Annotated in this window: 22 protein-coding genes; 15 read left to right on the top strand and 7 right to left on the bottom strand. The window is 37.5% G+C overall.

Going from position 1 to position 26,660, the window contains the following annotated elements; translation table 11 throughout:
• Positions 1 to 29: 29 nt before the first annotated feature.
• From F984_RS05175 to F984_RS05165, 3 genes are all read right to left on the bottom strand, one after another.
• Positions 30 to 845, bottom strand: coding sequence for a PhzF family phenazine biosynthesis protein (locus tag F984_RS05175; protein ID WP_004707619.1), 816 nt, complete (start codon positions 843 to 845; stop codon positions 30 to 32).
• Positions 846 to 994: 149 nt separating this feature from the next.
• On the bottom strand, positions 995 to 2,389 hold the full coding sequence (locus F984_RS05170) for an L-cystine transporter (protein WP_001025080.1): 1,395 nt from the start codon (positions 2,387 to 2,389) through the stop codon (positions 995 to 997).
• A gap of 197 nt (positions 2,390 to 2,586) precedes the next feature.
• Positions 2,587 to 3,468 (bottom strand): LysR family transcriptional regulator, encoded by an 882-nt coding sequence (locus F984_RS05165; protein WP_004707616.1) that lies wholly within the window; start codon positions 3,466 to 3,468, stop codon positions 2,587 to 2,589.
• Positions 3,469 to 3,564: 96 nt separating this feature from the next.
• On the opposite strand from F984_RS05165, the gene F984_RS05160 reads away from it, so the two are divergent.
• The 4 genes from F984_RS05160 (at position 3,565) to F984_RS22220 (ending at position 5,993) form a co-directional block, all read left to right on the top strand.
• Entirely contained in the window at positions 3,565 to 4,743 is a 1,179-nt protein-coding gene (locus F984_RS05160; RefSeq protein WP_004707614.1) for a YbfB/YjiJ family MFS transporter, read from the top strand.
• Positions 4,740 to 4,865 (top strand): hypothetical protein, encoded by a 126-nt coding sequence (locus F984_RS22225; RefSeq protein ID WP_002052495.1) that lies wholly within the window; start codon positions 4,740 to 4,742, stop codon positions 4,863 to 4,865. Before F984_RS05160 ends, F984_RS22225 begins: the two co-directional genes overlap by 4 nt.
• Positions 4,866 to 5,090: 225 nt before the next feature.
• On the top strand, positions 5,091 to 5,501 hold the full coding sequence (locus F984_RS05155; protein WP_002052664.1) for a hypothetical protein: 411 nt from the start codon (positions 5,091 to 5,093) through the stop codon (positions 5,499 to 5,501).
• Entirely contained in the window at positions 5,502 to 5,993 is a 492-nt protein-coding gene (locus tag F984_RS22220; protein WP_079377796.1) for a hypothetical protein, read from the top strand.
• Positions 5,994 to 6,072: 79 nt separating this feature from the next.
• On the opposite strand, the gene icd is transcribed toward F984_RS22220, so the two are convergent.
• Positions 6,073 to 7,329 (bottom strand): NADP-dependent isocitrate dehydrogenase, encoded by a 1,257-nt coding sequence (gene icd / locus F984_RS05150; protein ID WP_004707610.1) that lies wholly within the window; start codon positions 7,327 to 7,329, stop codon positions 6,073 to 6,075.
• A gap of 200 nt (positions 7,330 to 7,529) precedes the next feature.
• Between icd and F984_RS05145 the strand changes: the two genes are divergently transcribed.
• Positions 7,530 to 8,318, top strand: a complete 789-nt coding sequence (locus tag F984_RS05145) for an rRNA large subunit pseudouridine synthase E (protein ID WP_004707608.1) — start codon at positions 7,530 to 7,532, stop codon at positions 8,316 to 8,318.
• A 307-nt stretch (positions 8,319 to 8,625) separates the two neighbouring features.
• Positions 8,626 to 10,266 (top strand): hypothetical protein, encoded by a 1,641-nt coding sequence (locus tag F984_RS05140; RefSeq protein WP_004707607.1) that lies wholly within the window; start codon positions 8,626 to 8,628, stop codon positions 10,264 to 10,266.
• Between the two features lie 70 nt (positions 10,267 to 10,336).
• Here F984_RS05140 and F984_RS05135 read toward each other — a convergent pair whose 3' ends face one another.
• Complete coding sequence (locus tag F984_RS05135; RefSeq protein WP_004707605.1) at positions 10,337 to 12,574, bottom strand: NADP-dependent isocitrate dehydrogenase; 2,238 nt, start codon at positions 12,572 to 12,574, stop codon at positions 10,337 to 10,339.
• A 401-nt stretch (positions 12,575 to 12,975) separates the two neighbouring features.
• Entirely contained in the window at positions 12,976 to 14,679 is a 1,704-nt protein-coding gene (locus F984_RS05130) for a M61 family metallopeptidase (protein ID WP_004707604.1), read from the bottom strand.
• A gap of 171 nt (positions 14,680 to 14,850) precedes the next feature.
• Between F984_RS05130 and F984_RS05125 the strand changes: the two genes are divergently transcribed.
• From F984_RS05125 to F984_RS05085, 9 genes are all read left to right on the top strand, one after another.
• Positions 14,851 to 16,170, top strand: coding sequence for a D-alanyl-D-alanine carboxypeptidase PBP6B (locus F984_RS05125; protein WP_004707602.1), 1,320 nt, complete (start codon positions 14,851 to 14,853; stop codon positions 16,168 to 16,170).
• 98 nt (positions 16,171 to 16,268) lie between these two features.
• Positions 16,269 to 17,555 (top strand): NAD(P)/FAD-dependent oxidoreductase, encoded by a 1,287-nt coding sequence (locus F984_RS05120; RefSeq protein ID WP_004707600.1) that lies wholly within the window; start codon positions 16,269 to 16,271, stop codon positions 17,553 to 17,555.
• Between the two features lie 135 nt (positions 17,556 to 17,690).
• Positions 17,691 to 18,173, top strand: coding sequence for a peptidylprolyl isomerase (gene slyD, locus F984_RS05115; RefSeq protein WP_002052512.1), 483 nt, complete (start codon positions 17,691 to 17,693; stop codon positions 18,171 to 18,173).
• A gap of 102 nt (positions 18,174 to 18,275) precedes the next feature.
• The gene (gene phrB / locus F984_RS05110) at positions 18,276 to 19,718 is read left to right on the top strand and encodes a deoxyribodipyrimidine photo-lyase (RefSeq protein WP_004707598.1); all 1,443 of its coding nucleotides are present in this window, start codon (positions 18,276 to 18,278) and stop codon (positions 19,716 to 19,718) included.
• A gap of 194 nt (positions 19,719 to 19,912) precedes the next feature.
• Complete coding sequence (locus tag F984_RS05105) at positions 19,913 to 20,653, top strand: hypothetical protein (RefSeq protein WP_004707596.1); 741 nt, start codon at positions 19,913 to 19,915, stop codon at positions 20,651 to 20,653.
• Positions 20,653 to 21,549 carry a hypothetical protein gene (locus tag F984_RS05100; RefSeq protein ID WP_004707594.1) on the top strand — a complete coding sequence of 299 codons (897 nt, stop codon included), beginning with the start codon at positions 20,653 to 20,655 and terminating at the stop codon, positions 21,547 to 21,549. The genes F984_RS05105 and F984_RS05100 overlap by 1 nt, the downstream gene beginning before the upstream one ends.
• On the top strand, positions 21,536 to 22,786 hold the full coding sequence (locus F984_RS05095; RefSeq protein WP_000035254.1) for a glycosyltransferase family 2 protein: 1,251 nt from the start codon (positions 21,536 to 21,538) through the stop codon (positions 22,784 to 22,786). The genes F984_RS05100 and F984_RS05095 overlap by 14 nt, the downstream gene beginning before the upstream one ends.
• Positions 22,787 to 24,631, top strand: a complete 1,845-nt coding sequence (locus F984_RS05090) for a hypothetical protein (RefSeq protein WP_004707591.1) — start codon at positions 22,787 to 22,789, stop codon at positions 24,629 to 24,631. It begins immediately after the preceding gene.
• Positions 24,609 to 25,514, top strand: a complete 906-nt coding sequence (locus tag F984_RS05085; RefSeq protein ID WP_004707590.1) for an alpha-amylase family protein — start codon at positions 24,609 to 24,611, stop codon at positions 25,512 to 25,514. The genes F984_RS05090 and F984_RS05085 overlap by 23 nt, the downstream gene beginning before the upstream one ends.
• 7 nt (positions 25,515 to 25,521) lie before the next feature.
• Here F984_RS05085 and wecB read toward each other — a convergent pair whose 3' ends face one another.
• Complete coding sequence (gene wecB, locus F984_RS05080; protein WP_004707588.1) at positions 25,522 to 26,658, bottom strand: non-hydrolyzing UDP-N-acetylglucosamine 2-epimerase; 1,137 nt, start codon at positions 26,656 to 26,658, stop codon at positions 25,522 to 25,524.
• Between the last annotated feature and the right edge of the window lie 2 nt (positions 26,659 to 26,660).

Here is a 26,660-nt window from a genome sequence, read left to right as displayed (position 1 = left end):
AAAGCCGTTTATTTAAACGGCCTTATATTTTAAGGAAAAATTTCTGCTTGCATATAAAGTTTGCCATAGCCTGAAATTTCAATACGCTCCTGATTTAAGACATTACAATACAAAACGCCTCCACGGTTAGAAGCCTGATAAGCAGTAATATTATTTTTAGCGAGTTTCTCTGCCCATAGCGGTGCTATTGCGGTATGAATTGAACCTGTAACAGGATCTTCTTCTATACCTGCGACAGGAGCAAAATAACGCGATACGCAATCATACTGTTGATCTGCTCTTGACGTTATTGCTACATCAAGACCACTGGTGGTAATCGCAGTCCGCTTACCTAAGGCTTTAAGCAAGTTCATGTCAGGCTTCTCATCCAATACATCTTGAACTGATTCATATTCAACAATGTAGGCTTGAACATTTTGATAAACCGCTTTAAACGGTTTTGTTAATGCTTGACGTAAAACAGCCGGATAATCTTCAACTTGATGAGCCTTTCGTATGGGAAAGTTCATTCTGATTTTGCCGTCTTCATCTTGATGAACGACAAATAGGCCTAAGTTTCGTACATGAAAATTAAGAGTCTTTTTCTCGGTAAAATCTTTAAATAATACGAACGCACTGGCAAGAGTCGCATGTCCACAAAAATCGACTTCAACTGTTGGAGTAAACCAACGGATTTCATAATTTTCAGAGTCTATAATTTTTACAAAAGCAGTTTCGGATAAGTTATTTTCAAGCGCTATCTTTTGCATTAAATCTGCATCTAGCCACTCTTTTTCAACCACGACAGCAGCAGGGTTTCCACGGAATAACTCTTTGGTAAAAGCATCGACTTGATACATTTTCATGTTAGTACTCTCTTTCTTAATAGGCTCATTTTTAAAAATTATTTAAAAGAAAAACAGATACAGTTTTTTTAAAATTAACATCACAGTAGCAATTTACACATATAAAAAACGGCTCATCCAGACTGGATGAGCCATTTTAATATTAACTTTTAATGATGTTGAGTTAATTCAATTTCATCTTCGCTATTCATTATAGCTTTGTCGGTCTGCCCCATAAATTGGCTTGTAACTACACCAGCAGTCATCGAACCATTTACGTTTAACGCAGTACGACCCATATCAATGAGTGGTTCAATTGAAATAAGAAGCGCAACTAAAGTTACAGGTAAGCCCATCGCAGGAAGCACAATCAGCGCAGCAAAAGTTGCACCGCCACCAACACCAGCCACACCAATTGAACTTAAAGTCACAATACCCACTAACGAAGCAATCCACATTGGGTCTAGGGTGTTAATACCCATAGTTGGCGCAACCATTACTGCTAACATTGCAGGATATAAACCCGCACAGCCGTTTTGACCAATGGTAGCACCAAAAGAAGCAGAGAAACTTGCAATAGACTCAGGCACGCCTAAACGACGAGTTTGCGCTTCAATGCTAAGTGGAATACTTGCTGCACTTGAACGACTCGTAAACGCGAATGTTAGAACTGGAGCAACTTTCTTGAAGAATTTAAGTGGAGAAACACCAGTCAAAGTCAAAATAATGGCATGTACGACAAACATAATCGCCAAACCTAAGTAAGACGCGACCAAGAAACCGCCTAGATTCAAGATATCCGCAACATTTGAACTTGCCACAACTTTTGTCATGAGAGCAAAAACACCATACGGTGTAAGCGTCATTACTAAACGAACAAGCTTCATGACCCATGACTGTAAAGTCTGAATAGCCGTCAGAATACGCTGACCTTTTTCTGCATCATCTTTCATCAAGTTGAGTGCTGCTATCCCTAAAAATACAGCAAAGATAACCACGCTAATAATCGAAGTCGGATTTGCACCCGTTAACTCAGCAAAAGGGTTACTCGGAATAAAAGAAAGAATAAATTGCGGTACACTTAAGTCTGTTACTTTACCCACATAGTCAGTCTGAATTGCAGTAAGTCGAGCTGTTTCAGCCGCCCCTTGTACCAAACCTTTGGCAGTTAAACCAAATAAGTTCGTCACAAATACCCCAACCAGCGCAGCGATGAGTGTCGTAAATAACAAAGTCCCGATGGTATAGAAGCTGATTTTTCCTAAAGAAGAAGCTTGGTGCAGCTTCGCTACCGCACCTAAAATCGAAACAAAGACCAAAGGCATCACGACCATTTGTAAAAGTTTTACATAGCCGTTACCAACAATATTAAACCAGCTAATAGATTCAGCAAGAATCGGATGGCCACCGCCATAAATCAAATGTAGTCCTAAGCCAAACACCACACCTAAAATTAAGCCAGCTAGAACTTTTTTAGATAAGCTCCAGTCCGTTTTACGTGTTTGGGCGAGTAAAAATATTAACCCGACAAAAACCACAATATTGATGATTAAGGGTATATTCATTCCCAAACTCCAACTTATTGCTTGTGTCATCTTTTAAGGGGGCATATTTGACCATAGCCGGCCTATATAAACTACCCTTTTCAACAATTTTCTAGCATGCAGATCATTACTGATCTGAATGAGAATATAAAATGACTTTTAAATACATATATATCACTTTTAAAACATAAGATAAGTAGGATATTTATGTATAAAAATTAAGCGCATTTCTGTATAAAGTTTTGCTCAATAAAACAAATAAATTGCTTTAAATTACTGCCCCATGTTTCAGGAGGCTGAGCAACCAAATAAGTAGTGAAATGTGCAGATTCAGTGTTAATTTCAAAACAACTTAATGAGACTTTATCGGCTACTTTGCTCAGATATGACTTGGGCAACAAAGCAAAACCGACACCTAACTCCACACAGCTTACAATGCCATCCAGACTGCCCATTTCCATAATTTGTGAAGGTGGCACACTATGATCATTTAAAAACAACTCAATTGCATGCCGATAAGAACATCCTTGTCGAAATGCAATAAATCGAGTCTTTGCGAGGGTGGTAATGTCGGGAAAGTGAGTTTGTTGTTTTGGGCAAACTAAAACCAGTTGTTCTTGCCACACTGGAAAACTATATAACTCTGGAATTACATATTTAGAAGCAACAAATGCACAATCGACTTCTCCCTGTTGCACCGCGTTTAACAAATATCGTGTTGGGTGAGTTTGCAGCTCAATTGGTAAATTCGGATATTGCTGCATACATTGATTAAGCAATTGAGGAAGTCGTATAGCTGCTGTCGTTTCCATACTGCCCAAACGAATGGTTTCATTCGGGTCAATATCACCTTCTTGAAAAATTTTTTTCGCTTTATTATGCAGTGCGATCATTTGCACAGCATAACTATGTAGCTGCTGTCCTGCATTAGTTAATGTAACGGGGTTATGACGATTTAATAAAACCACGCCTAACTCTTCTTCAAGCTTTTTCACATGACTTGTGATGTTCGATTGAACCGTACACATTTTTTGTGCAGCTAGTGAAAAACTTCCACTCTCTGCAACCGCTAAAAAAAACTCTAAAGACTTAAGCAACATACCACTATCTCAAAATAAGATAATTAATATCATATTAAATCATTTCTAATGATAAATAAACTCGCTTTTAATAATAAAAAAATTGAGAGACTTCTCATGTCTACGTTCTATCGAATGAGCCTGCTTGTCTTTTTAGCGACTTGTCTAGGAATTGGTATTTTTAGGTTTTCATATACTGCACTCATGCCGATCATGATTGTGCAATATGGATGGACTCATGATTTTGCAAGTTACTTAGGAAGTGCAAATTTATTGGGCTATCTGGTTGGCGCACTATTAGCACTGTTTAGCATTAAAGAAAAATCTATTCCCGCTTTGATCACAAGTTCAGCTGTCTTAGGCAGTTTAAGCCTGCTCTGCTGTTCGTTTATACACATGCCTATGGCTTGGTTTGTTCTCTGGCGTACTATTTCAGGTGTCGCGGGTGGCCTACTCATGATTTTAGCACCTAGCTTTGCTATGAAAAATATTGCAATTAGCCAAAGACTTAAAGTTAATTTTTTAGGGTTTAGTGGTATTGGCGCAGGCGTGTTATCTGCTACTCTCATTATTCCTGCACTCAAAAACATGTCTGTTCAATATGTATGGAGCATTTTTGCAGTACTCTCTATTATTGGCAGTTTCGTTCTTTTCCGCTTATTAAAATATCAGTCTACTCAGGCCGTACAAGTCACAACTCAAGCTCCTCAAAACTTCAAACACTCACGTTTGGGGCTTGTCATTATTATTGCTTATATGTGCAGTGCTTTTGCTTATATTCCCCACTCTTTGTTCTGGATGGACTACTTATCGGGAACCCTACACTTTCCCTTGCAACAACGAAATTTATTTTGGGTTCTTTATGGGGTTGGAAGCTGTATTGGCGCCTTTGTGGCGTATTGTTTAAGCCGCCTTATTGGATATTTGCAGGCAATTAAATGTCTATACGGTGTCTATTGCTTGGCAGTTGCCCTACCATTTTTTTCACATGCTACCGCTTTGCTCACTTTATCGTCCTTTCTTACAGGTTTACTCACACCTGCCACCGTATTTATTAGCTCTTATAGCCTGCTACAGATTTATGAACAGCGTTATCAAAAAATCTGGAGCCTTGCCACCATTGGGTTTGCCAGCACTCAGCTATTAGGTGGCGTTGTCATTAGTACTTTACACCACTTGCATTGGTCTTATGCCCATCTGTTTTTAATGGGAGGCATTGTTTTGTTATTTGCATTGAGCCTTTTAATTCGTACCCATTCTTCCATACAAAATTCTCTCGGAGAAACCAAACTATGAAAACTTTATACTTTCCTCTCTTTTTAATTGTTTTTGTACTTATTATTCAGGCTTTAGACCAAAGCTATCAAAAGAAAATTGGTATCTCTAAACTCCAGAAACATCCAGAATTTATGCAATAAAAAAAGCCCCTATACATAAGGGGCTTTTCATTGAGTAATCGTAGTTTGTCAAAATTAAAATTAATGAGTAGATCAGTAGAGCTAACTGCATAACACCTATGTTTATACGCCTACTCAGTAAGCTCAACTGACAAAAAATGTCATATTATGTCAATGTAGAGTGTTATTTTCTGATCTATATTCGATAAAAATTTATAATTTTTAATACTTAAAATAGAGTAAGACATGAGCAATAACAATTATATTGATGAGCTTTTAAAGCTCTTGGCGATGTTTGCTTTTATCTGTGTTTCATTACTGGCATTTAAATGCCGGACCATTTTTGCACTGGATATCACAACATCCTATGAGGTCTCTGTAAAGATCATTATCTATATTGCCACAGCAGCTATTCTTGGCTTTTTAACACGCGATCATATTGAGTTTACAACACAATTTTTAATTGCTGTTCCATTCGCGTACTTTTGGCTAGAACCAATTCTTGATTATAAAGCCCTTCAAACCATCCCAGATGTTCCGTTTTATCTCTCGGGTCATGGTCAAAGTTTAGGTCTACTAATAGTCATTATATTCTGTTTTGCCTTATGGGTATTTAAAGAGACTAGTTCAAACTCGCGTGAGTCGCAAAATGTCTAAATCAGATTTTTTGAGGAGTTTTATAAAGTTAAAAATAGTCAATGTACTATACTTTTTTATAATATATATTTTATTCAAATTAATTTATACCAATTAAAAACTTTAAAAATGTACAATGTATCAAACCCAGCAAATGCGGTTGTTGTCGGCATTATTACAATAATTGCTACAGTTAGCCTTCTTATATGGAAGTTTAATTTTTATATTGGCATAGATATATATACCAGTGGTGAAGTGCTTTTCAAAACGCTGCTATATGCGGCTACGATAGGGCTATTTAGTTACTATTTCCGCTATAGCATTAAAATTAGTAATACAGTGATTTTATCATTACCTCTTTTTTTCTTTTGTATCAGGCCTGTTTTGAACTATAAAATGACGCATAGCATTGGTAATGTACCTCTGTATGCTACTCATCACGGACAAGGTTTAATATTGCTAAGTTTTACAGTATTGGCTTGTTTATTATGGGTATACACTGCCCACTCTTAGCTTTAATTTTTAATAGCATAAAAATGTATAAATACTTATATACAAAAAAACCCTCGTTCGAGGGCCTTTTTATTTAAGTTTAATCTTCCATATGTTGAATTATGGCATCACCAAATTCAGAGCAACGCAATAAGGTTGCACCCGGCATTAAACGCTCAAAATCGTAAGTCACCGTTTTAGCGGCAATCGCTCCTGAAATACCCTTAATAATTAAGTCAGCCGCTTCCGTCCATCCCATATCACGAAGCATCATTTCAGCAGATAGAATAATTGAGCCTGGGTTTACTTTATCTTGCCCAGCATATTTAGGTGCTGTTCCATGTGTTGCTTCATAAACTGCAATAGCGCCACCAATATTTGCACCGGGAGCAATTCCAATCCCTCCTACTTCTGCTGCTAATGCATCGGAAATATAGTCACCATTTAAATTAAGGGTTGCAATCACTGAGTAGTCCGCAGGACGCATCAAAATTTGCTGTAAGAAAGCATCTGCAATTACATCTTTAATAATAATGTCTTTACCATTTTTAGGGTTCTTAATTTTAACCCAAGGGCCACCATCTATGAGTTCACCACCAAAACGATCTAGCGCTAACTCGTATCCCCATTCTTTAAATGCACCTTCGGTATATTTCATAATATTGCCCTTGTGAACAAGAGTCACCGATGGTTTGTCATTATCTATGGCAAACTGGATGGCCTTACGAACTAAACGTTGCGATCCTTCTTTAGAAACGGGTTTAATACCAATACCACATCCTTCAGGAAAACGAATTTTTGTGACCCCCATTTCTTCTTGAAGGAATTTAATAACTTTTTTAGCTTCTTCCGAATCGGCTTTCCATTCAATACCTGCATAAATATCTTCCGAATTTTCACGAAAAATAACCATGTCGGTTAATTCAGGATGCTGAACAGGTGAAGGAACACCTTCAAACCAGCGTACTGGCCGTACACATACGTATAAATCTAATTCTTGACGTAATGCCACATTAAGTGAGCGTATACCGCCACCAACTGGAGTAGTTAGGGGGCCTTTAATTGAAACGACAAATTCACGCAGGGCTTCAAAAGTTTCTTCTGGCATATAAGTGCCATAAATTTTATTTGCCTTTTCACCGCAATAGACTTCCATCCACTCAATGGAACGTTTGCCGCCATAGGCTTTTAAAATTGCCCCATCAACAACTTTTTTCATTGTCGGTGTAATATCTACACCAATACCATCACCCTCAATAAAAGGAATAATTGGATGATTCGGTACATTCAGTGACAGGTCTGCTTTTACTGTAATTTTATCACCGTCGGCAGGAACAACGATCTTCTGATAACCCATTGTGTAGATTCTCCCTTTTATAATATTTAACTAACCAAACAAAAATAATTATCGATAAACAATACTTTCAACTTTTATTCACGCATAATAGCTTAATCGAATTTAATCCTTTTTGAGATTTATGTGGGAAATAAGCAAATTTCACACTTAAATATTGCTCAATGTTTTTACCTCTTATTTGAAAGAAGAAGTCATTTTTTATGAAAATCGTCATTCTCAACAAACCTTATGACGTGCTCTCCCAGTTTCGTAAAGACGAAGCGCATATGACGGTGTCTGACTTTATAGATGACCCGACTTTACGCATAGCAGGCCGTCTTGATATGGACTCTGAGGGTTTAGTTTTTTTAACCGATCATGGTGGTTTGAATCAGTTCATTACTAACCCTGCGAATAAAAAATACAAAACGTATTTAGTTCAAGTTGATGGCGATGTAACCGAAGAAGCGCTTGAGCAACTGCGTAAAGGTGTAGAGCTTAATGATGGTATGACTTTACCAGCTAAAGCAATTAAGGTAAGTGAACCTGAATGGTTATGGGACCGAGACCCTCCTGTACGTTACCGTGCCAGTATTCCAACATCTTGGATTGAAATCTCTATTTGTGAAGGTCGTAACCGCCAAGTTCGTCGCATGACCTCTGCGGTAGGTTTCCCGACTTTACGTCTCATTCGTACTAAAATCGGTTCAATTGATTTAGTCCAATTAGGATTACAGCCGGGCGAGACTAAAGAAATCGAACCTCTACTCTACCCAGACTTTAAAGATGTTCCCGCTGAACAACCTTATCGTTCACGCTCGTATGTGAAAAAACCTGGGGGTACAGGTGGCAAACCAATGGTTCGTAAGAATAAAGATGGTTCTGTTAAAAAGTCTGGTACAAAACGTATCTGGCAAATGGATGAAAGTGAAAAGCCACGTCGTAAAACTAACGGTACAACTCGTCCAAATACTAAAGCACCTCGTGGTCGTAGCCGTAATGGTCGATAAAAACATTTAAGTTTTAAAGCTCACGTCAGTGGGCTTTAATTTATTGAGCTATTGTTGTTTAATTAATCAACCACCTATTCATTTTTACTCAAAAAAGTTTAAGCCGTAAAAGACATTGTGCCTGATAAAATTGCACACATAATTTATATTTGACTAACCGAGCATTTTTACACTTATAAGAAAAATCTAAAACCGCTACTCATTCTTTTCTTTAATTCAGCGATACAAACTTTACATGTGATGTGAATTGATTGACTTCAAAGTAAAATCATTCAAAATCAATTTATTTGAAACTTTTTATAACTTTATGGCTAAGAAACCTCAAATAAAATCGACCCTTAAAACCAAACCAAAGGTTACTAATATAGCTCCCCAAAAGACATCCACCCGAGATAACTTTACCAAAGATACTATAGATAAATTGCGTCGTAGAGCAGGGAATCTATGTTCAAATCCAGAATGTCACAAGCAAACCTCAGAACCACAGTTCACTAATGATGAAAAAACCACAGACACTGGTATTGCAGCCCATATTTGTGCTGCAGCTTTAAATGGTCCGCGATATGATAATTCAATGTCTGAGAAAGACCGGAAGCATATTAGCAATGCAATTTGGCTATGTTCTCATTGTGCTACAAAAATCGACCGAGAATCAGCTGCATACCCAGTCACACTTTTAAAGCAATGGAAAAAAATTGCAGAAAAGCGTCTTAGAGAAAATTCTAATAAAAAGCTTTACACTGAAGTTGAGGTAAATGAAAAAGTTACACAATCCATGTTTCAGAGCATAGGACTTAGTATTCCAGAAAAATTCAAAGGTTCCCTAACAGAAATTGCAAAAGCAATTAATGAATACATAAGAAAACTTGACCCTCGTGTTGAAGTAAACTATTCATATATCAATGGATGTAATCACTTTGAAATACGTCCAACAGAATTAAGTCAAGATGATCCAATTTCTTTTAAAATTATTCCAAGTGATCCAGAAGAACATCGCCGCAAATTAGAAGATCTATTTAGGCACGGGAAAACTGTAACTTTCGGGGTAAATGAGTTCACCTCTAATTCAGAGGGACTAAATCTCATACTTCCTCAAAAAGTAGCAAATGGCAGAGTCACACTCGACCCTTTAACAAAAATTAAAGCCACTGTAGAGATTCAAAACTCTGATGAGAATACTCTTATTTCACTTGAAGATAATTTATTTATGGGAGATTCCACTTTTTCTTTCGAATCACAAAAATATGATGGTTTAGTTAAATTTAAAATTGATAAAGCACCAATTCTTGTAAAAGATGATAGACGAGAAACTACCATGATTTTGAACTTTCAAGCCTGGCAGAATCAAGATCTATTAATGCTTAAATACTTTGATCAGGCATATAAATTATATAAAAATTTATCCAAATCTGACAGTTTCTTTGTCAAAATTTATGTGGATGGCCATGAGATTTTTAAATCAAAAAATAAAGTGAACGATGAATTATTTGAAGGAATTTTGACTATTTTACATTACACGCATCACTGCAGAGAATTGTGTAAAATCTTAAGACTAAATATTTGTTTTGACAGCACAATTTATTTCACTTCTGAAGAACATCAACAAATTTATGAAACTATTCAAAAGTATAAGGATATTACTTTAACTGATGAATTTACCAGCGAAATTATAGTTCAAGCTGAACAACTACTTCCAGTTGAAATTTTTACAGGAACACTCACAATTGAACAATGTGAAGAAATTAAAATTGATAATATCTTTAATCAAACAGTTTCAATGATAATCTTCGTACAACATATTTTTTCAAAGGTTAAAACTACTACCATCTATAAAGGCAAAGATATCTTCTATTCATACAGCTTAAAACTAGATAATTCTGATCAATTGGGATCCTATAACAGAACAACCTCTCTTATATCTAAACACAAAACATTAAATCAAATATAAAAAACTGCATGCAAACAAAAACCGGTGCATAGGCACCGGCTTTTTCAGCTATTTACTAATGAATTAGTTATTAAGCTTGAACAGTTGAAAGCGCTGCATTAAATGTAGCACTTGGACGCATTACAGCGCTTACTTTCGCAGGATCAACTGCATAGTAACCACCGATGTCAGCTGCTTTACCTTGTACTTGAGCAAGCTCAGCAACGATCTTCTGTTCGTTTTCAGCTAATGCTTTTGCAAGTGGAGCAAATTTAGCTTTCAACTCAGCATCTTCGTCTTGAGCCGCAAGTGCTTCTGCCCAGTAAAGTGATAAGTAGAAATGGCTACCACGGTTATCAAGCTCGCCTGTACGGCGTGATGGAGACTTGTCATTGTCGAGCAATTTACCAGTCGCTTCATCAAGTGTTTTCGCAAGTAACTTGGCACGAGCATTATTTTCTTTAATGCCCATTTCTTCTAAAGAAACTGCAAGCGCAAGGAACTCACCAAGCGAATCCCAACGTAAGTGGTTTTCTTCAACAAGTTGTTGTACGTGTTTAGGTGCTGAACCACCGGCACCAGTCTCGTACATACCACCACCCGCCATAAGCGGAACGATAGACAACATTTTCGCAGAAGTACCAAGTTCCATAATTGGGAACAAGTCAGTTAAGTAGTCACGTAAAATGTTACCAGTTACAGAAATTGTATCGAGACCACGAACTACACGCTCAAGTGTGTAACGCATAGCACGTACTTGAGACATGATCTGGATATCAAGACCAGTCGTATCGTGATCTTTTAAGTACTTCTGTACTTTCTTGATCAATTCATTTTCGTGTGGACGATATGGGTCAAGCCAGAAGATCGCAGGCATGCCTGAGTTACGTGCACGAGTCACTGCAAGTTTTACCCAGTCACGAATCGGAGCGTCTTTCACCTGACACATACGCCAGATATCGCCTTCTTCAACATTTTGAGTCAATAACACTTCACCAGTGTCAAGATCGGTAATGTTTGCGATACCTGCTTCAGGAATTTCAAAAGTCTTATCGTGAGAACCGTATTCTTCAGCTTTTTGAGCCATCAAACCAACGTTTGGCACTGTACCCATAGTCTTCGGATCGAAGTTACCATGCCATTTACAGAAATTGATCATTTCTTGGTAAATACGGGCAAATGTTGATTCTGGCATTACTGCTTTAGCATCGTATTGCTTACCATCAGCACCCCACATTTTACCACCAGCACGGATCATTGCAGGCATAGAAGCATCTACGATAATGTCGTTAGGTGAATGGAAGTTAGTAATACCTTTTGCTGAGTCAACCATCGCAAGTGCAGGACGGTGTTCTTGGCAAGCATGTAAGTCTTCGATGATTTCTTCACGTAATGATGTTGGAAGAGTTTCGATTTTTTCGTATAACCCAGCCATACCGTTATTTACGTTAATGCCTAATTCATCAAACAACTTACCGTGTTTTTCGAAAGCTTCTTTATAGTAAATTTTCACACAGTGACCGAAAACAATCGGGTGTGAAACTTTCATCATTGTCGCTTTAACGTGTAAAGAGAATAAAATTCCTGCTTCTTTACAATCATCAAGTTCTTTTTCATAGAAATCACAAAGTGCTTTCTTGCTCATGAACATTGAGTCAATGATTTCGCCTTCTTGAAGCGCAACTTTTGGCTTAAGAACAATGCTCTTACCACTGTTTGTGATAAGTTCCATTTTTACGTTGCGTGGGCGGTCAAGCGTCATTGACTTTTCACCGTGGTAGAAGTCACCTTCTTCCATGTGTGAAACGTGAGTTTGTGACCATTGTTTCCACTCGCTCATTGAATGAGGGTGTTTCTTAGCGTAATTTTTAACGGCAGCAGGAGCACGACGGTCTGAGTTACCTTCACGAAGGACAGGGTTTACTGCTGAACCTAGGCATTTGCCATAACGAGCTTTGATTGTTTTTTCTTCTTCAGTCGCTGGGTTTTCCGGATAGTCAGGAATTGGATAACCTTTAGATTGAAGTTCTTTAATACATGCTGTCAATTGCGCAACAGAGGCACTAATATTTGGGAGTTTGATAATGTTAGTATCTGGATCTTGTGTAAGACGAACTAGCTCAGCAAGGTTGTCGGATACCTTTTGCTCTTCACTTAGGTAGTCAGCGAATTCTGCGAGCACACGTGCAGCTACAGAGATGTCACTTTTAACAATCTCGATACCTGCTGGCTTAGTAAAGGTCTCAATGATCGGCAGTAGCGAATAAGTCGCCAATAATGGCGCCTCGTCAGTCAGTGTGTAAATGATAGTTGACTTTTCACCAGCCATATATAGCCCCTTCCGTTGAATTGAGTTTTGAGGACCGAGCTTTTGGCCCAGTACCTACGAACCGATATGCTTAAATAAAACCCTGAGAGTATCGGCTCTCATTGGCTTTCAGTCAACGAAATATCCAGTGATAACGACATTTCGCAGCGAAATAATACATAATTTAAATCTATTGATAATAATCTTATACCTAACTTATGGTAATACATGCATGTTTACCAACTTTTTAGATATAGGACATTGTTAAATTACATGAGATATCTTTCAGAGTTCTGACAAATATTATACTTTTCATTCAAAATAAACTCAAAGATAACACCTATTTCAATTTTTATAATCTACTAAAAAGTAAAAAACCGATGTACGGAACATCGGTTTTTTATAAATTAATTCACTGTTATTTAGGCTTTTAACCATTTATCAGCTTTGCTTTGATCTTCAACAACAAGTTCAACTTCAGTTAAGTTGATACTGTCACCTGTAACCTCAAATGATAACAACTCATCTCGGCGGAATGCCAAGATTGGATAACTGCCCTTTTGTTTAGCATATTTCTCAATAAGTTTTGTGGTCGCTTTTAATCCATCAATTGCAATAATGACATCATTGGCAGAAATACCAGCTTTTGCACCAGCTCCTTCACGGTGAGCATTTTGTACTAATACGCCCTCCGGCTTATCAGTTAACTTTAAGCCATAAGCCAAGGTCTTATCATTTTTAAGCGTATAGCTTAAACCAAACTCAGGAAATAACTGATCAAGGGGTAATTCTTCAGTGGTATTAATCAAATGATTAATCTGCTCAACCCAACTATCGCCAGTTAACTCTTCACATAAATCAAAAACAGTACGCTCATTGACCTGAATACCATTTTGCGTGTTTTCATACAAACGACGCATTAAGGCATCTAGACTGGAACCACGTAAACGTAAGCCTAAATCTAGACATAAGGCAACTAATGCGCCTTTGTTGTAATAGCTCGTACCGGCATTATTCGTATTTTCATCTGGACGATAAAACTTAATCCATGCATCAAAACTTGATTCAGCTACTGTTTGAACAAAGCGCCCCGGATTTTGTAAATAACGATCAAGCTGTGACTTCAACAAATCTAGATAAGACTTCTGAGAAATCACACCGCTACGTAATAAAATGAGATCATCATAATATGAAGTAAACCCTTCAAAGATCCACAATAGCGAGGTATAACCTTCTTGATGAAGATTATAGTTTGCAAAGTTTTCTGGACGGATAAACTTCACTAACCAAGAATGAAAATACTCGTGGCTACATAAACCTAAGAAACGTTGATAATCTTTCGAAGGTTCAGTTGGTTCATTCGATTTTGGTAAATCATCACGTGGTGTAATCAAACTTGTGCTGTTGCAATGCTCTAAGCCACCATAACTATTCCCTGTAGCTATCGTCATAAAGGTATAGTTTTTAAATGGAGCTGAACCAAACATTTCAATTTCGGCTGCACAAATTTTTTCAATGTCTGTTTTTAAACGTTCTACATTGGTATTGTGCTGTCCAGAAATTGCAAACTCATGTTCAATTCCATGAGCTTCGAAGCTAAAACGTGTTTGCTCCGCAAGTTCAAATGGACTATCTATGAGTTGATCATAATGATCAGCTTTTAAGGTAAAACGTCCCTTAACTAAGCTTTTTGAAGCTAAACCAGTTGCTAATTGAAAGTGTTTCAGCTCATCAGGCAAAAAGACTTCTACTTCACAAGCAGATTGCTCTTGACCTTCCAAGCCTAGACACACACAGGCAGGGTTAATATATAGACGCGTTTGATCTACATAAGCACCACGTACCGACAAATCATAAGCATACGCATCGTATTCAACAGTAATTAACTCATGATCGGTATTAAATAACCGCCAGCGATTTTTTTCAGTTTTTTTAATATTGAGCATGCGTCCAGCTTCATCATAGGCCTTTACAGCCTCAATATGCTTAGAAAACTCACGAATTAAATAACTGCCTGGAATCCACGTTGGTAACCATAGTTCCTGATTTGGATTCGCTAAAAAACGAATTGTTACGTGAACAAGGTGTTGTTTGTAATCATCGAACTCTATTTGATAATGCAACATAAATTCTTCAATTTAAAATAAGAACGGTTTCACATTAGATTATCACTTTTTTGTATCGACTTGCGTAGATGTATTTTTTGGCAACAATTCACACTAGCCTTCTACAAAAAAAAGGCATAGCATGCTGGGCATCTGTGTTCCGTATTTGCCAGTAAACGTCAAGGTCACCTAGTGAAATTCTTCCTATCTCTTTTTACACTGTTTAGTATTTTCTGTACTACTCTTACCAATGCTGCTCTACTTAATATTGCTCCTGAAAGTGTTGAAGCCGCTGCATGGACAATTGTAGACACTCAATCTGGACAAATCATTGCTGAGCATAATAGTCATGTACAACGTGCGCCAGCATCTTTAACCAAAATGATGGTTGCCTACATTGCATTAAAAGAGATTAAGGCTGGAAAGCTAAAACTGAACGAAGTCATTACCGCAACACCAGTCGTAAGCGTGGTGCAGTGGGATGAATCACAAATGTACCTTAAAGCAGGCGAGCAAATTTCAGTTGATCAGCTTTTGGCTGGTTTAATTGTGATGTCGGCAAATGATGCAGCTGTGACTTTAGCCGAAAAAATTTCTGGTGATGTGCCTCATTTTGTACAACGTATGAACCAAGAAGCTCAAGCTTTAGGCATGAAAGACACGCATTTTAGTAATCCTGCCGGGATTACAATGCCTGATCATTACACGACAGCGCATGATTTAAGCTTATTAAGTCAGGCAGTGATTCACCAAACTCCTGAATATTTACATTATTCAAAAATGCCAAGCTTTAGCTACAATCAACGTTTTCACCATGCAACTAACCTTGCTCTGAAATATGATCCATCTGTAGATGGTTTAAAAACTGGCTATACCAAAGCAGCAGGTTATAACTTGGCTCTAACGGCTTCACGTCCTTCATTTTCACCAAACTTACCGCAAAGACGTTTACTGGTTATTGTTTTAGGTACACCAAGTGCCGTGAAACGTGCTGAGATTGCCGATAAATTAATGAATCTTGCTTATGCGTATACACGTGATGAAGTGGTTATTCCTGAACAAAAATTGATTGCTGAACTACCTGTCATTAAATCAACTTTAAAAATGTTTAAAGTAGAAACTAAGCAGCCGACCATTGTCACAACTTCTTTATATGCTGAGCCAGCACCAATTGATTTAAATACATTTGACTACGCTACACAGCGAATTCAAGTTCTTGATAGCAATAAGCAACTGAAGACTATTGTTCCACTTGAAACAACCCAAACTCGTGTAAATATTCAGTTAAATGAGCAAAAGTTAACTGCGCCTTTAATGAAAGCCATGAACTTGGCAACTGTTTCAATTTATCAAAATAATCAGCTGATTCGCAGCTTACAGATTGAAAATGATGTGCATATTGAAGAAGCGAATATTTTCCAAAGAATCGTGATGTGGTTCTCAAATTTGTTCTCTATTTTTTCATCGAGCAACCATAGTGCCGCAAAACTTTACCCGGTAGATTCGCACTAAAAACATCAAATTGTGCACAGAGGCACAATAAATTTTATAAATAAAAGATGGCATAATTTAGCCATCTTTTTTTATAGAAAAATAATTAGGTGATAAAAATGGCCGAAAGTTTACATCATATTGTTATTGTCGGTGGTGGTGCGGGTGGTTTAGAACTTGCCACACAACTCGGTGAAACTTTTGGGAAAAGTGGTAAAGCTAAAATTACATTAGTCGACCAAAATTTGACTCATATCTGGAAACCTCTACTTCATGAAATTGCTGCGGGTTCCTTAAACCCTCACGAAGAACAAACCAATTATTTTGCCCATGCAGAAAAACATCATTACGAGTTTGTATTAGGAACACTTGTTGCGATACACAAAGATCAAAAAATAATAGATGTCGTACCACCTCAAGTATCCAAAGAACAAAACACGCATGTTCAACAACTGAATTATGACACGCTTATTTTAGCGCTTGGTTCAGTGTCAAATGACTTTAACACACCTGGGGTACGCGAAAACTGTCATTTCCTCGATAGCCGAAAACAAGCAGATATTTTCCAGCAAGATCTTTTACATTTATATATCGAAGCGCAAAATCAACCAGATCAACGCACGTTAAATATTGGAATCATTGGTGCGGGTGCAACTGGGGTTGAACTTGCAGCAGAACTGATTGAAACAACCAAAAACTTTTATCGCTATGGTTTGAAAAAGATCCATCCTAAACAGGTCAAAATCACACTGATTGAAGCATCAGAACGAATCCTGCCTGCTTTAAGTGAAAAAACGGCTGAGCATAGTGCAAAACAGCTCCAAAAAATGGGCATCGAAATTTTAACTCAACACCGCGTTGAAAAAGTTGATAAACACTGCATTTATTTCAGCAACGGTAATCAACTCACAAGTGATATTACGGTATGGGCAGCTGGCGTAAAAGCGCCAAAAGTTCTTGAAAGTTTTACTGATTTTGAACGTGACAATATTAATCGTTTAATGGTCTACGCAACTCTGCAAACTTACTCCGATCCAAATGTATTTGCTTTCGGTGATTGTGCACACTGTCAACTCGACGCAAGAAATCCCCCACTCGGACCACGTGCTCAAGTTGCCAGTCAACAAGCAAGCTTTTTAGTCGATGCAATGGCTGCTCGGCTGAATGACCGCTCACAGCCAATGTTTACATTTAACGACAAAGGTTCGCTTGTGTCTTTAAGTCGTAATAAAGCCGTTGGAGAATTGCTAGGGGATGTCAGTGTACAAGGATATATTGCTAAAACGATGTACGTATCTTTATATCGTTTACATCAAGCAACAATTCATGGATACACTCAAGCTGGACTACTCACAGTGAAAGATTTACTTACAAGACGAGTACGTCCAAAAATTAAGCTGTATTGAGTTGAATTTTTTAAGTTCATCCCTATATAGATAAAAACGCATTAGAAAAAGTGTTAAAGATTGAGATTTTGTAGTCTACAAAATTTATTTTTCACTTTATGATGTACGCTTTAATTGATTGAATGGATCAAAAACATGACTGCAATTGCAAATAACCACGTGGTTTCATTCCACTATAAATTAACAAACGCTGAGGGTGAAACACTTGATCAATCTCAAGGTGAACCACTTGCCTATTTGCATGGCGCAGGCAATATCATTCCAGGTTTAGAAAATGCATTAACTGGTAAAACTGTTGGTGATAAATTCACTGTAAACGTACCAGCTGCTGAAGGTTATGGCGAATACAACCCAGACCTAGTACAAGAAGTTCCAGCTCAAATGTTCCAAGGTGTTGATAACATTCAACCTGGTATGCAATTCCAAGCTCAAACAGATGACGGCGTTCAAATCGTTACTGTTAAAGCGGTTGAAGGCGACAACGTTGTAGTTGATGCAAACTTCCCACTTGCTGGCCAAGATTTAACTTTTGAAGTTGAAATCGTAGAAATCCGTGAAGCTTCTCAAGAAGAGTTAGATCACGGTCACGTACATGGTGCAGGTGGTCACCACCACTAATTCATCTTTCACAAGATGATAAAAAGCAAAGCTTCGGCTTTGCTTTTTTTATGCGTTTATTTTATATAATATTCAGTAAGTTAATTTATTATTGGACTATGCATGTCAAATGCTTATCAATTGATTTGGTTCCGACAAGATTTACGAATACATGATCATGCAGCTTTATGGCATGGCTGTCAGCAAGGGCCTTCAATTGGATTAGTCATCTTATCGCCAGAGCAATGGAAACAACACGACGATGCTCCAATAAAAATTAGTTTTTATTTACGGCAGCTCAAAGAGCTTCAAAAAGAATTAGCATCACTTCATATTCCACTTGTTATCCAAGTCATTCCTTATTGGGAAGATACTGCTAAGTTTATTTCTGATTTCAGCAAGAAATATAATATTGAAAATGTCTATGCCAATATTGAAATGGGTGCAAATGAATTAAAAAGAGATAAAACAGTACAAGATTCTTTAAATAAGGAAAGCAAAGAGCTTTTTTTATTTCATGATCGTACAATTTTCCCTTTACGTTCCATTCGCAATCAATCACAACAACCCTATCAGGTTTTTAGTGCATTCAAAAAAGCATGTTATGCAAAACTAAATACCAGCGGTTTACCTCAATGCTTCCCTTTACCACATAAGCAAAATGAAATTTCATTAGAGTTTTTAGATGAAAAAAGTGTGGACTTGGCAGAAATTGAAAAACTATTTTGTTCATCTATTTCTAAAGAACAGCAAGATTTATGGCCTGTTGGCGAGTCATATGCATTAGAACAACTAGACCAATTTGTCGAAGATTCTGTATCCCATTATAAAGTTGAGCGAGATTTTCCTCATGTGCATGGCACAAGCAAACTTTCTCCTTATTTAAATATTGGAATCTTATCTGTAAGGCAGTGTTTACAAGCACTCTTTCGTAATCAACACGGCAACTTTCATTTAGACAATGAAGGTCAACAAACATGGCTAGATGAACTTATTTGGCGAGAGTTCTACCAGCACATCTTATTTGATTTTCCGTATGTTTCTAAGCATCTTCCATTTAAGAAAGATACTCAGAAAATTAAATGGAACCATAATCCAGAGCATCTAAAAGCTTGGCAAACAGGACAAACTGGTATTCCTATTGTGGATGCCGGGATGCGCCAACTTTTACAAACAGGTTGGATGCATAATCGAGTACGTATGATTACAGCCATGTTTTTATGCAAAAACTTATTGATTGACTGGCGTATTGGTGAACAGTGGTTTATGCAACATTTAATTGATGGAGATTTGGCAGCAAATAATGGGGGGTGGCAATGGTGTGCCTCAACAGGAACAGATGCTGTGCCTTATTTTAGAATTTTTAACCCGATTTCCCAATCACAAAAATTTGATCCTAATGGGGACTATATTCGTAAATGGGTGAAAGAACTGGCTCATCTGGACAATAAATCCATTCATGACCCCTACTCAAGCAAAATCAACTTGAGTTTAAATTATCCAAAACCAATTGTAGATTTAAAAGAAACACGATTAAAAGCAATTGAAACTTTCAAGCATATTTAGATAAGAATTGCGTCTTATCTGTTTATTTTTGATTAAAAAATAAAAACGGGATTTGACTATAAAGGGACTTTCATCTACAAATAAACATAGCAGATACTTAAAAAGGACAGAAACAACAACAACTTCGCAAATGGACACCTTTCATTATAAAAGTATAAAAAAATTAACATTACAAAAAAGGTAGCATAGCTCGCATGCAACAAAAGAACCCAGGTAGAACACTCGTCTTATGGATTATCGCAGCACATCTATTTATGGGAATGGTTGCATATGAGTGGTTGCCTGTTAGTTTTAGAGGAAGCTGGATCTTTATTCTTCTTCTTTTAATTTCGGGTGCTTTTTTAGAAGTTGGCTTGTCTTTAATTGTAGGTTTACTCGCATTTATTGGAGTTGCTGTATATTTTCTACTCGACTTAGGAGCGCAAACGCACATTGAGCGGCAGCTTCTCTTACTGTTTATTATTCCTCTTATTCCGCTGTTTTTAAGTGCTGTACGCCACAATATTGAAATTAATGTTCAAAAATATCGAGATATTCAAAGCTATGATCGAAATTATCGCCGCGATATTTTCCCGATCAGCGCTTTGAAATATTTCCAGCGTAGCTTTTTTAAGCTTCTTGATCACCATAATGTACAAGACTATGAAGTCTTTTCAATCAAGATTCTTAATCGTAGTCTCATTAAAGAAATGCTAGGTGATGATGTCTGGAAAACTACTCAAAACGAAATGATCAAAATTTTGAGTCAGCATCAGCCCAATGAAATTGTTTTTCAGTTTGCAGATGATGATCTCGAAAATATATACAGTATTATGATTCGTCAGCAAAAAACTGAACAAGAACCTGACTTTATTAAAAAGTTAAGAGAAATTATGACGTTGCGTCTTGAGGTGGAATATAAAATTATTCCAATTCCACCTGAGGAGATGAATTAATGTCTAATCTTCTTAACATTTGTGGAATTGTGATTGCATCTAGCCAATATCCAGATGCCACTCTACAGCAGTTCTATCGGCAATATTATCATTGCGAAATTAAAGCAGAACAAATAAAAACTGAAGTGCAAAGTTCTAACGATCTTTCCATGTTTTTTCCTTATCAAGATACATGGTGGCCTGTCTTCACCCTTGATCAGATTAGTTCCGAAAGTTTTCAAAAGTTTGTTCACAACGGAATTCGCCCCGGCATTATCTTGCCAGATGAAGTATTTGGTTTCCCCCACTATTTTTTATTAAAAGAAGCCGTGAGCCAAGGTGCTATCCCCATCGTGCTTTTTAAAACTGAACAACCTCAGTATTTTGCCGCAAAGGCTACTTTTTCAACTGCTATTGGTTTAAGGCCAATGGCTGCTTTCGTAAGTACAGGATGGGATGAAAATTTAATTTCACAGCCAGCTGGAAGTTATATTGTCCAGTTAAATTCTTCAGCCGTCCCTTTACCATCTAGAGAAATCCGACAAGGTCAGCATCTATTTTATTCGGCCAAAGACTTTAACGGCCATGTATCAGGTTATGAGATTATTATTAATCCTCCTGCCGACTTACCCCTATCTAATATTCGTTATCCTCAACTCGGTATTTCGTGGAAATTTAATAATATTGATTATGCCAGTACTCCTGAACATGTGAATACGAGTCTTATAGGTTATATATTTATTGGTTTAAGTGTTGTTGTAGTTCCTCTTGATCTGATTTTAACAACAACTTATCCAGATCTTCTGGGTACATTTGGTAGCTATATTTCATGGATCTCCTTAGTAGTGGGATTAATTCTATTATTAGTACTCATCTCTTCTATTATTAGGAGGGTCCGTAAAAATGGCTCCAATTGATATCCTGTTTTTATTTGGCTTTTTAGGTATTTGGATTCCACAAGCATTTTGGGCATGGTTAAGTTATCAAGCGTGGAAGTATTCTAAAACAGCTGAAAAAGAGCTACAAAACTTACCAATACCAGAAAGATGGCCCATCTTAAGTGTTTTGATCCCTGCTTATAATGAAGGCGTGGTGATTGAAGACACTTTGCATGCCATTGCTCAACAGGACTATCCAGCAGAGTCTTATGAAGTCTTATTGATCAATGATGGCTCCAAAGATAACACCCTTGAAATCGCAGAAAACCTCGCAAAAATTTATCCATGCATAAAAATTGTTAACGTTCCCAAGGGAATGGGCGGTAAAGGTAAATCCCGAACCCTCAATAATGGCCTTCCCCATGCCAAAGGTGAGCTAATTGTTGTTTATGATGCCGATAGTACTCCTGAACCCGATTGCGTTCGTTTACTTGCTCAAACATTATTGGCAGACAAAAAGTTAGTTGCTGTAAATGGCAAAGTAAGAACCCGTAACTGGCAAGATAGTATTTTGACTCGTTTTATTGCGATTGAATTCATCTTTTTCCAATGGATCTTCCAAGGTGGGCGTTGGCAACGTTTTGAATTATCAACATTAATGGGGACCAACTACGTCATCTGGCGCGATGCACTAGAGACTTTAGGCGGTTTTGATGAAAAATCGTTAGTTGATGATACAGAAATGAGTTTCCGAATTTTTATTGGACAAAAACGAATTAAATGGGTTCCCTATGCTATTGGTTGGCAACAAGATCCCCCATCGTTAAGTGTATTTGTTAAACAGCGCTCGCGTTGGACACAAGGTAACTTTTATGTGACACGTAAATATTTACCTGTAGCACTTAGAACACCTTTCCCAATCGGGATTGAAATTCTGAATAACATTATGTGCTATATCCTTTTCGTACCAGCTCTATTCTGGAGTCATATTACTTTAACGCTTGGGTTACTTGATATCGCAGGTATTTCCGTTCCGGGACCATTTACACTCTTGTGGGGTCTTTCATTTTGTCTCTATGTGGCACAAATGTGGTTTACACTTTCCTTAGAAAAAGTTAAACCGGAACTCTATTTTTACTCTGTCTTATCTTACGTCAGTTACTCACAAATCTTCTTATTTATTGTCTTTAAAGCCGCATTTGACATGCTAAAAAATAAAATACAGGGCAACTCCCTTCAATGGTACAAAACAGAACGTAGCAAGGAGAAAAAATAAATGAAAAAGACTTTCGATCTTTACCAGACAGCTCAAGTGCTCCTTGCCAGCACCAGTTTTTTACTTGCCATATCTGCTCATGCATATACATGGAAACTTGATGATATAAGTACCTCGACCAAATATACGGTCGAGCCTCATTTTTTCTATGTTGGAAAAGGAGCTGAATGGCAGAATATTCAGTTCTCTAGTGACTATTCAACTGAGAATGACACAACATTACTAGTGAAATATGATGATAAACTGATCTATAACACGACCTTAAATGGTGATGGCCAGTTTAAATTCAATATTCCTGCCAGTCCAAGTGGCTTTCATCGTTTAGATTTTATTATTCAACAATATGCTAAACCAACGACTCTCAACCAGACAAAAGAGACTTTCTGTACCGAAGATATCGACCATTTAACCTATTTGAGTAATTCTCAACTCGACTTTACTCCTGTTCGAAATATATACCGTTTAAAAGATTTACCAGATGCTCTATTTAACCCCCAAGCTAGACGTCCTACCCCATTTGTTGGAATTTTAAAATATAACCGTAAGGAAATTACCGAAGCATCCATGCTAGCTCGTTTGGCAAGTTCTTGGAGCTCAGTAACTCCTATTGAATGGGTTGATTCAGGTCAAACGAACCTGAATCCTGAAACAAACTTTATTATTGAAGTGATCAAATCCACAGCTCCACTTAAAAATGGAGCGTTTGTACAAATTTCAAAACCTGCAGATGGAGTACCTACTCTCTCTATCACTTACCATACCGCCCAAGAGCTTACTGCTGCGATTAATGGTCTAATTAATCCGGCATACGTACAGCAGCTTAATACAGGTAGTGCTATTTTTCCCACTACAATTTCACCACCAGCATGGGCTCAATTTAGAAAAATTGATACGCTTGCAGATTTAGGTATTGATGACTTCAGACTCAACCATGCTGAAAAGAACCTATTCCTTGATTTTCCAGCAGTATGGCAGCCTACTGATATTTTACAGGGACAAATTGCACTTCGTATTCAAAGTGGTTTATTACAAGGCTCTAGTATTACAGCATGGCTTGATGGTGGCCTTGCCGGTAGTATGAAAACAGCGGATCTTGCTTCTGACCCAGTAAACCGACAGTTCAACATCTTTGCTAAGGAAATTTCAAATACAACAAACTTTAGCTTAAAACTGGAAAACTCAGTTATTGCAAATTCTCAATGTTTACCAAATGCTCATGGCTCACTTTGGGTAGATACCGCTAAATCAACGGTAAAACTTCCACATAAACTCAAAAATGGTGTGGCAGCGCTTTCAATGACATTAGCAACTAAACCAACGATTGCAATTGATGACCAATCAGGGGCATTAAATATTGCCATCATTTTGGGACAAGTCGCTAAAAATATGCTGCTTACACAGGCACCAATGCCTCTCAATCTGGTACGATTCTCACCAAACGCTCCTCAAGCGGTCAATGTGAGAGTAAATAAAGAGATTTATCAGCAACAAATCTTAATGCATCAAAATATTATTTATGCGCCTGCGGCAGCCAACGGTTTTATTGTGAGTTATAACAATAACCGCTTTGATGTGATTACCGATTCTGAAACCGGTGCACTCACCTTTATGCATTTATGGGGAAAAATACAGCATAAAATTCCAAATAATGTGACCAAAATGCTGGTTTCAGAAAACGGCAATATTTATGTTCTCCAAAAATTAATTGTAGGTAATCAAAAAGCGCCATTAGTTCAGCAGTCTTCATTCTTTTTATTAGTTGTGATTATCTCTGCAATTATGATAATAGTGATCTTCTTGTGGTATTGGTTACGACGAAATAATGAGAAAACAGATACCAATTAAAATAACTGCTTTTATTATTTTAATTATATGTAGCGTAGTGGCTTATGCGGGGTTGTTCAAAAATCATGGACAACCTCCCATTATTGAAGGTATTTTCTGGCAACCTGACAATAATACTACTCCCCCTAAAGGAAATTGGCATTACTTAGGTGTGAACACCTTTGTTCCTCAATGGTCAGTCGTTGAATCTAAATCGTGGTGGAAAAACTCCAATCTTCCTCAATGGGAAAATGCCATTGATATACAGAAAATTAAACAACAACCGTGGGCTAAAAATCTTATTTTGGGTTTAGCAGGTGAATATAATGAATATGAAGCACGTGCAAATGTCGTTGCTTTAGGAGAAAAATCTGCACAAATTATTCAAGAACAAAATGATGCATCGTTAAAAGGATACTACTTTCCAGTAGAAGCCGATCCCACATGGCTAAGAGTAAGTACCTTAGGTCATGTTTTAGAAAAGCTACCCTCACCTGTTTGGGTTAGTGTTTATAGCGGTGAAACTGAACCTGAAAACTACGATTTATGGGTTAAAAGCTGGCTTCCTCAACAAGCAGGCGTTTTTTTCCAAGACGGCGTAGGTGTTGGAGTAAGAACTCCCGAACAAGCTAGACGTATTCTAGACCAACTTGAACAAACACTTGGAAAAGATAAAACAGTTATTGTTTTAGAAGCATTTCGGACCAAGAAAAACGGTCAATTTCGAGCAGCCTATCCTTGGGAAATTATCTCTCAAATTAAGGCATATGAAGGTAAAACTATTTACATTTTTGATGGTCCTCACTATATGGGCCGATGGTCTGTTTATATTGTAGGCCTATGGTATCGACTCGTTTATGGCAGCACACCCGCCACCATACACGAACCAGAAAATTCAAAATAAATGATCTTTAGTTATAAGTTCTGGCAATTTCATCTAATATTCTCTGGGCAGCGCGTCCATCACCAAACGGATTTTCAACATGAGCCATTTTTTGGTAATGCTGCGAATCCGTTAAAAGTTTCTCAGCCTCTTCAATAATTTTCTGCTGATTTGTTCCAACCAATACCCCTGCTCCCACCTCTACCACTTCCGGGCGTTCAGTCGTATCTCTTAAAATTAAGACAGGCTTATTAAATGATGGGCTTTCTTCTTGTAAACCACCAGAGTCCGTTAAAATAAAGGTGGAGCGGTCGATAACGGCCAATAAACTTGGGTAATCGAGTGGCTTCACAAGATGAATTTGAGCATGATTTTTAAATTTATCGTGCACTACATTATGTACAGCAGGGTTTAAATGTACAGGCCAAATAAAATGTAAATCAGGATGCTGTTTTGCTAAATACTCAACAGCATTACAAATATTCTGAATTCCTTCGCCAAAATTCTCACGGCGGTGAGCAGTTATAAGTACAACTTTATCGTTTTGTTTTAATTCGATTCCGTAAGGCTCAAGTTGATTTTTCAAACCCGCCTTTTCAGCTATGAGTTTACGTCCTAAATACACAGCATCGACTACCGTATTACCTGTCACCGTAATTAAAGCTGGCTGAATTTGCTCATTTAACAAATTTTGTTTTGACTGCTCTGTAGGGGCAAAATGCCATTTGGTAATACGGGAGACTAACTGACGGTTACCTTCTTCAGGAAATGGGTGGTCTAAGTCATATGAACGTAAACCCGCTTCAACATGAGCAACAGGTATCTTCATTGAAAATGCAACTAACCCAGCAGCTAAGACAGTTGTAGTATCGCCCTGAATAACAATCGCATCTCTTTTTTGACCATCGGTGTAGACATGTTCAAGTTGCGTCAAGCCATGAATTAAGAGCTGATTGAGGCTTTGCCCAGCATTCATAATTTTAAGGCGATGGTCAATTTCAACTCCAAAGAAATCGATAGCATCTCGCACTAACTCATCATGTTGCCCCGTGAAAATCACTTCTACCTGAAATCGTGAATCTTGTTTTGCTAATAAAATTACCGGAGCTAGCTTTATAAGCTCTGGACGAGTACCAAATACAATCGAAATAAAAATTTTTTTCATTA

Source organism: Acinetobacter nosocomialis NIPH 2119, from assembly GCF_000368085.1.
GTDB lineage: Bacteria > Pseudomonadota > Gammaproteobacteria > Pseudomonadales > Moraxellaceae > Acinetobacter > Acinetobacter nosocomialis.
This window is presented reverse-complemented; position numbering and strand designations above follow the sequence as displayed.

Coding starts and splice junctions, on each gene's coding strand:
- F984_RS05175 (WP_004707619.1), bottom strand. CDS start 845: ATGAAAATGTATCAAGTCGATGCTTTTACCAAAGAGTTATTCCGTGGA.
- F984_RS05170 (WP_001025080.1), bottom strand. CDS start 2,389: ATGAATATACCCTTAATCATCAATATTGTGGTTTTTGTCGGGTTAATA.
- F984_RS05165 (WP_004707616.1), bottom strand. CDS start 3,468: ATGTTGCTTAAGTCTTTAGAGTTTTTTTTAGCGGTTGCAGAGAGTGGA.
- F984_RS05160 (WP_004707614.1), top strand. CDS start 3,565: ATGTCTACGTTCTATCGAATGAGCCTGCTTGTCTTTTTAGCGACTTGT.
- F984_RS22225 (WP_002052495.1), top strand. CDS start 4,740: ATGAAAACTTTATACTTTCCTCTCTTTTTAATTGTTTTTGTACTTATT.
- F984_RS05155 (WP_002052664.1), top strand. CDS start 5,091: ATGAGCAATAACAATTATATTGATGAGCTTTTAAAGCTCTTGGCGATG.
- icd (WP_004707610.1), bottom strand. CDS start 7,329: ATGGGTTATCAGAAGATCGTTGTTCCTGCCGACGGTGATAAAATTACA.
- F984_RS05145 (WP_004707608.1), top strand. CDS start 7,530: ATGAAAATCGTCATTCTCAACAAACCTTATGACGTGCTCTCCCAGTTT.
- F984_RS05140 (WP_004707607.1), top strand. CDS start 8,626: ATGGCTAAGAAACCTCAAATAAAATCGACCCTTAAAACCAAACCAAAG.
- F984_RS05135 (WP_004707605.1), bottom strand. CDS start 12,574: ATGGCTGGTGAAAAGTCAACTATCATTTACACACTGACTGACGAGGCG.
- F984_RS05130 (WP_004707604.1), bottom strand. CDS start 14,679: ATGTTGCATTATCAAATAGAGTTCGATGATTACAAACAACACCTTGTT.
- F984_RS05120 (WP_004707600.1), top strand. CDS start 16,269: ATGGCCGAAAGTTTACATCATATTGTTATTGTCGGTGGTGGTGCGGGT.
- slyD (WP_002052512.1), top strand. CDS start 17,691: ATGACTGCAATTGCAAATAACCACGTGGTTTCATTCCACTATAAATTA.
- phrB (WP_004707598.1), top strand. CDS start 18,276: ATGTCAAATGCTTATCAATTGATTTGGTTCCGACAAGATTTACGAATA.
- F984_RS05105 (WP_004707596.1), top strand. CDS start 19,913: ATGCAACAAAAGAACCCAGGTAGAACACTCGTCTTATGGATTATCGCA.
- F984_RS05100 (WP_004707594.1), top strand. CDS start 20,653: ATGTCTAATCTTCTTAACATTTGTGGAATTGTGATTGCATCTAGCCAA.
- F984_RS05095 (WP_000035254.1), top strand. CDS start 21,536: ATGGCTCCAATTGATATCCTGTTTTTATTTGGCTTTTTAGGTATTTGG.
- F984_RS05090 (WP_004707591.1), top strand. CDS start 22,787: ATGAAAAAGACTTTCGATCTTTACCAGACAGCTCAAGTGCTCCTTGCC.
- F984_RS05085 (WP_004707590.1), top strand. CDS start 24,609: ATGAGAAAACAGATACCAATTAAAATAACTGCTTTTATTATTTTAATT.
- wecB (WP_004707588.1), bottom strand. CDS start 26,658: ATGAAAAAAATTTTTATTTCGATTGTATTTGGTACTCGTCCAGAGCTT.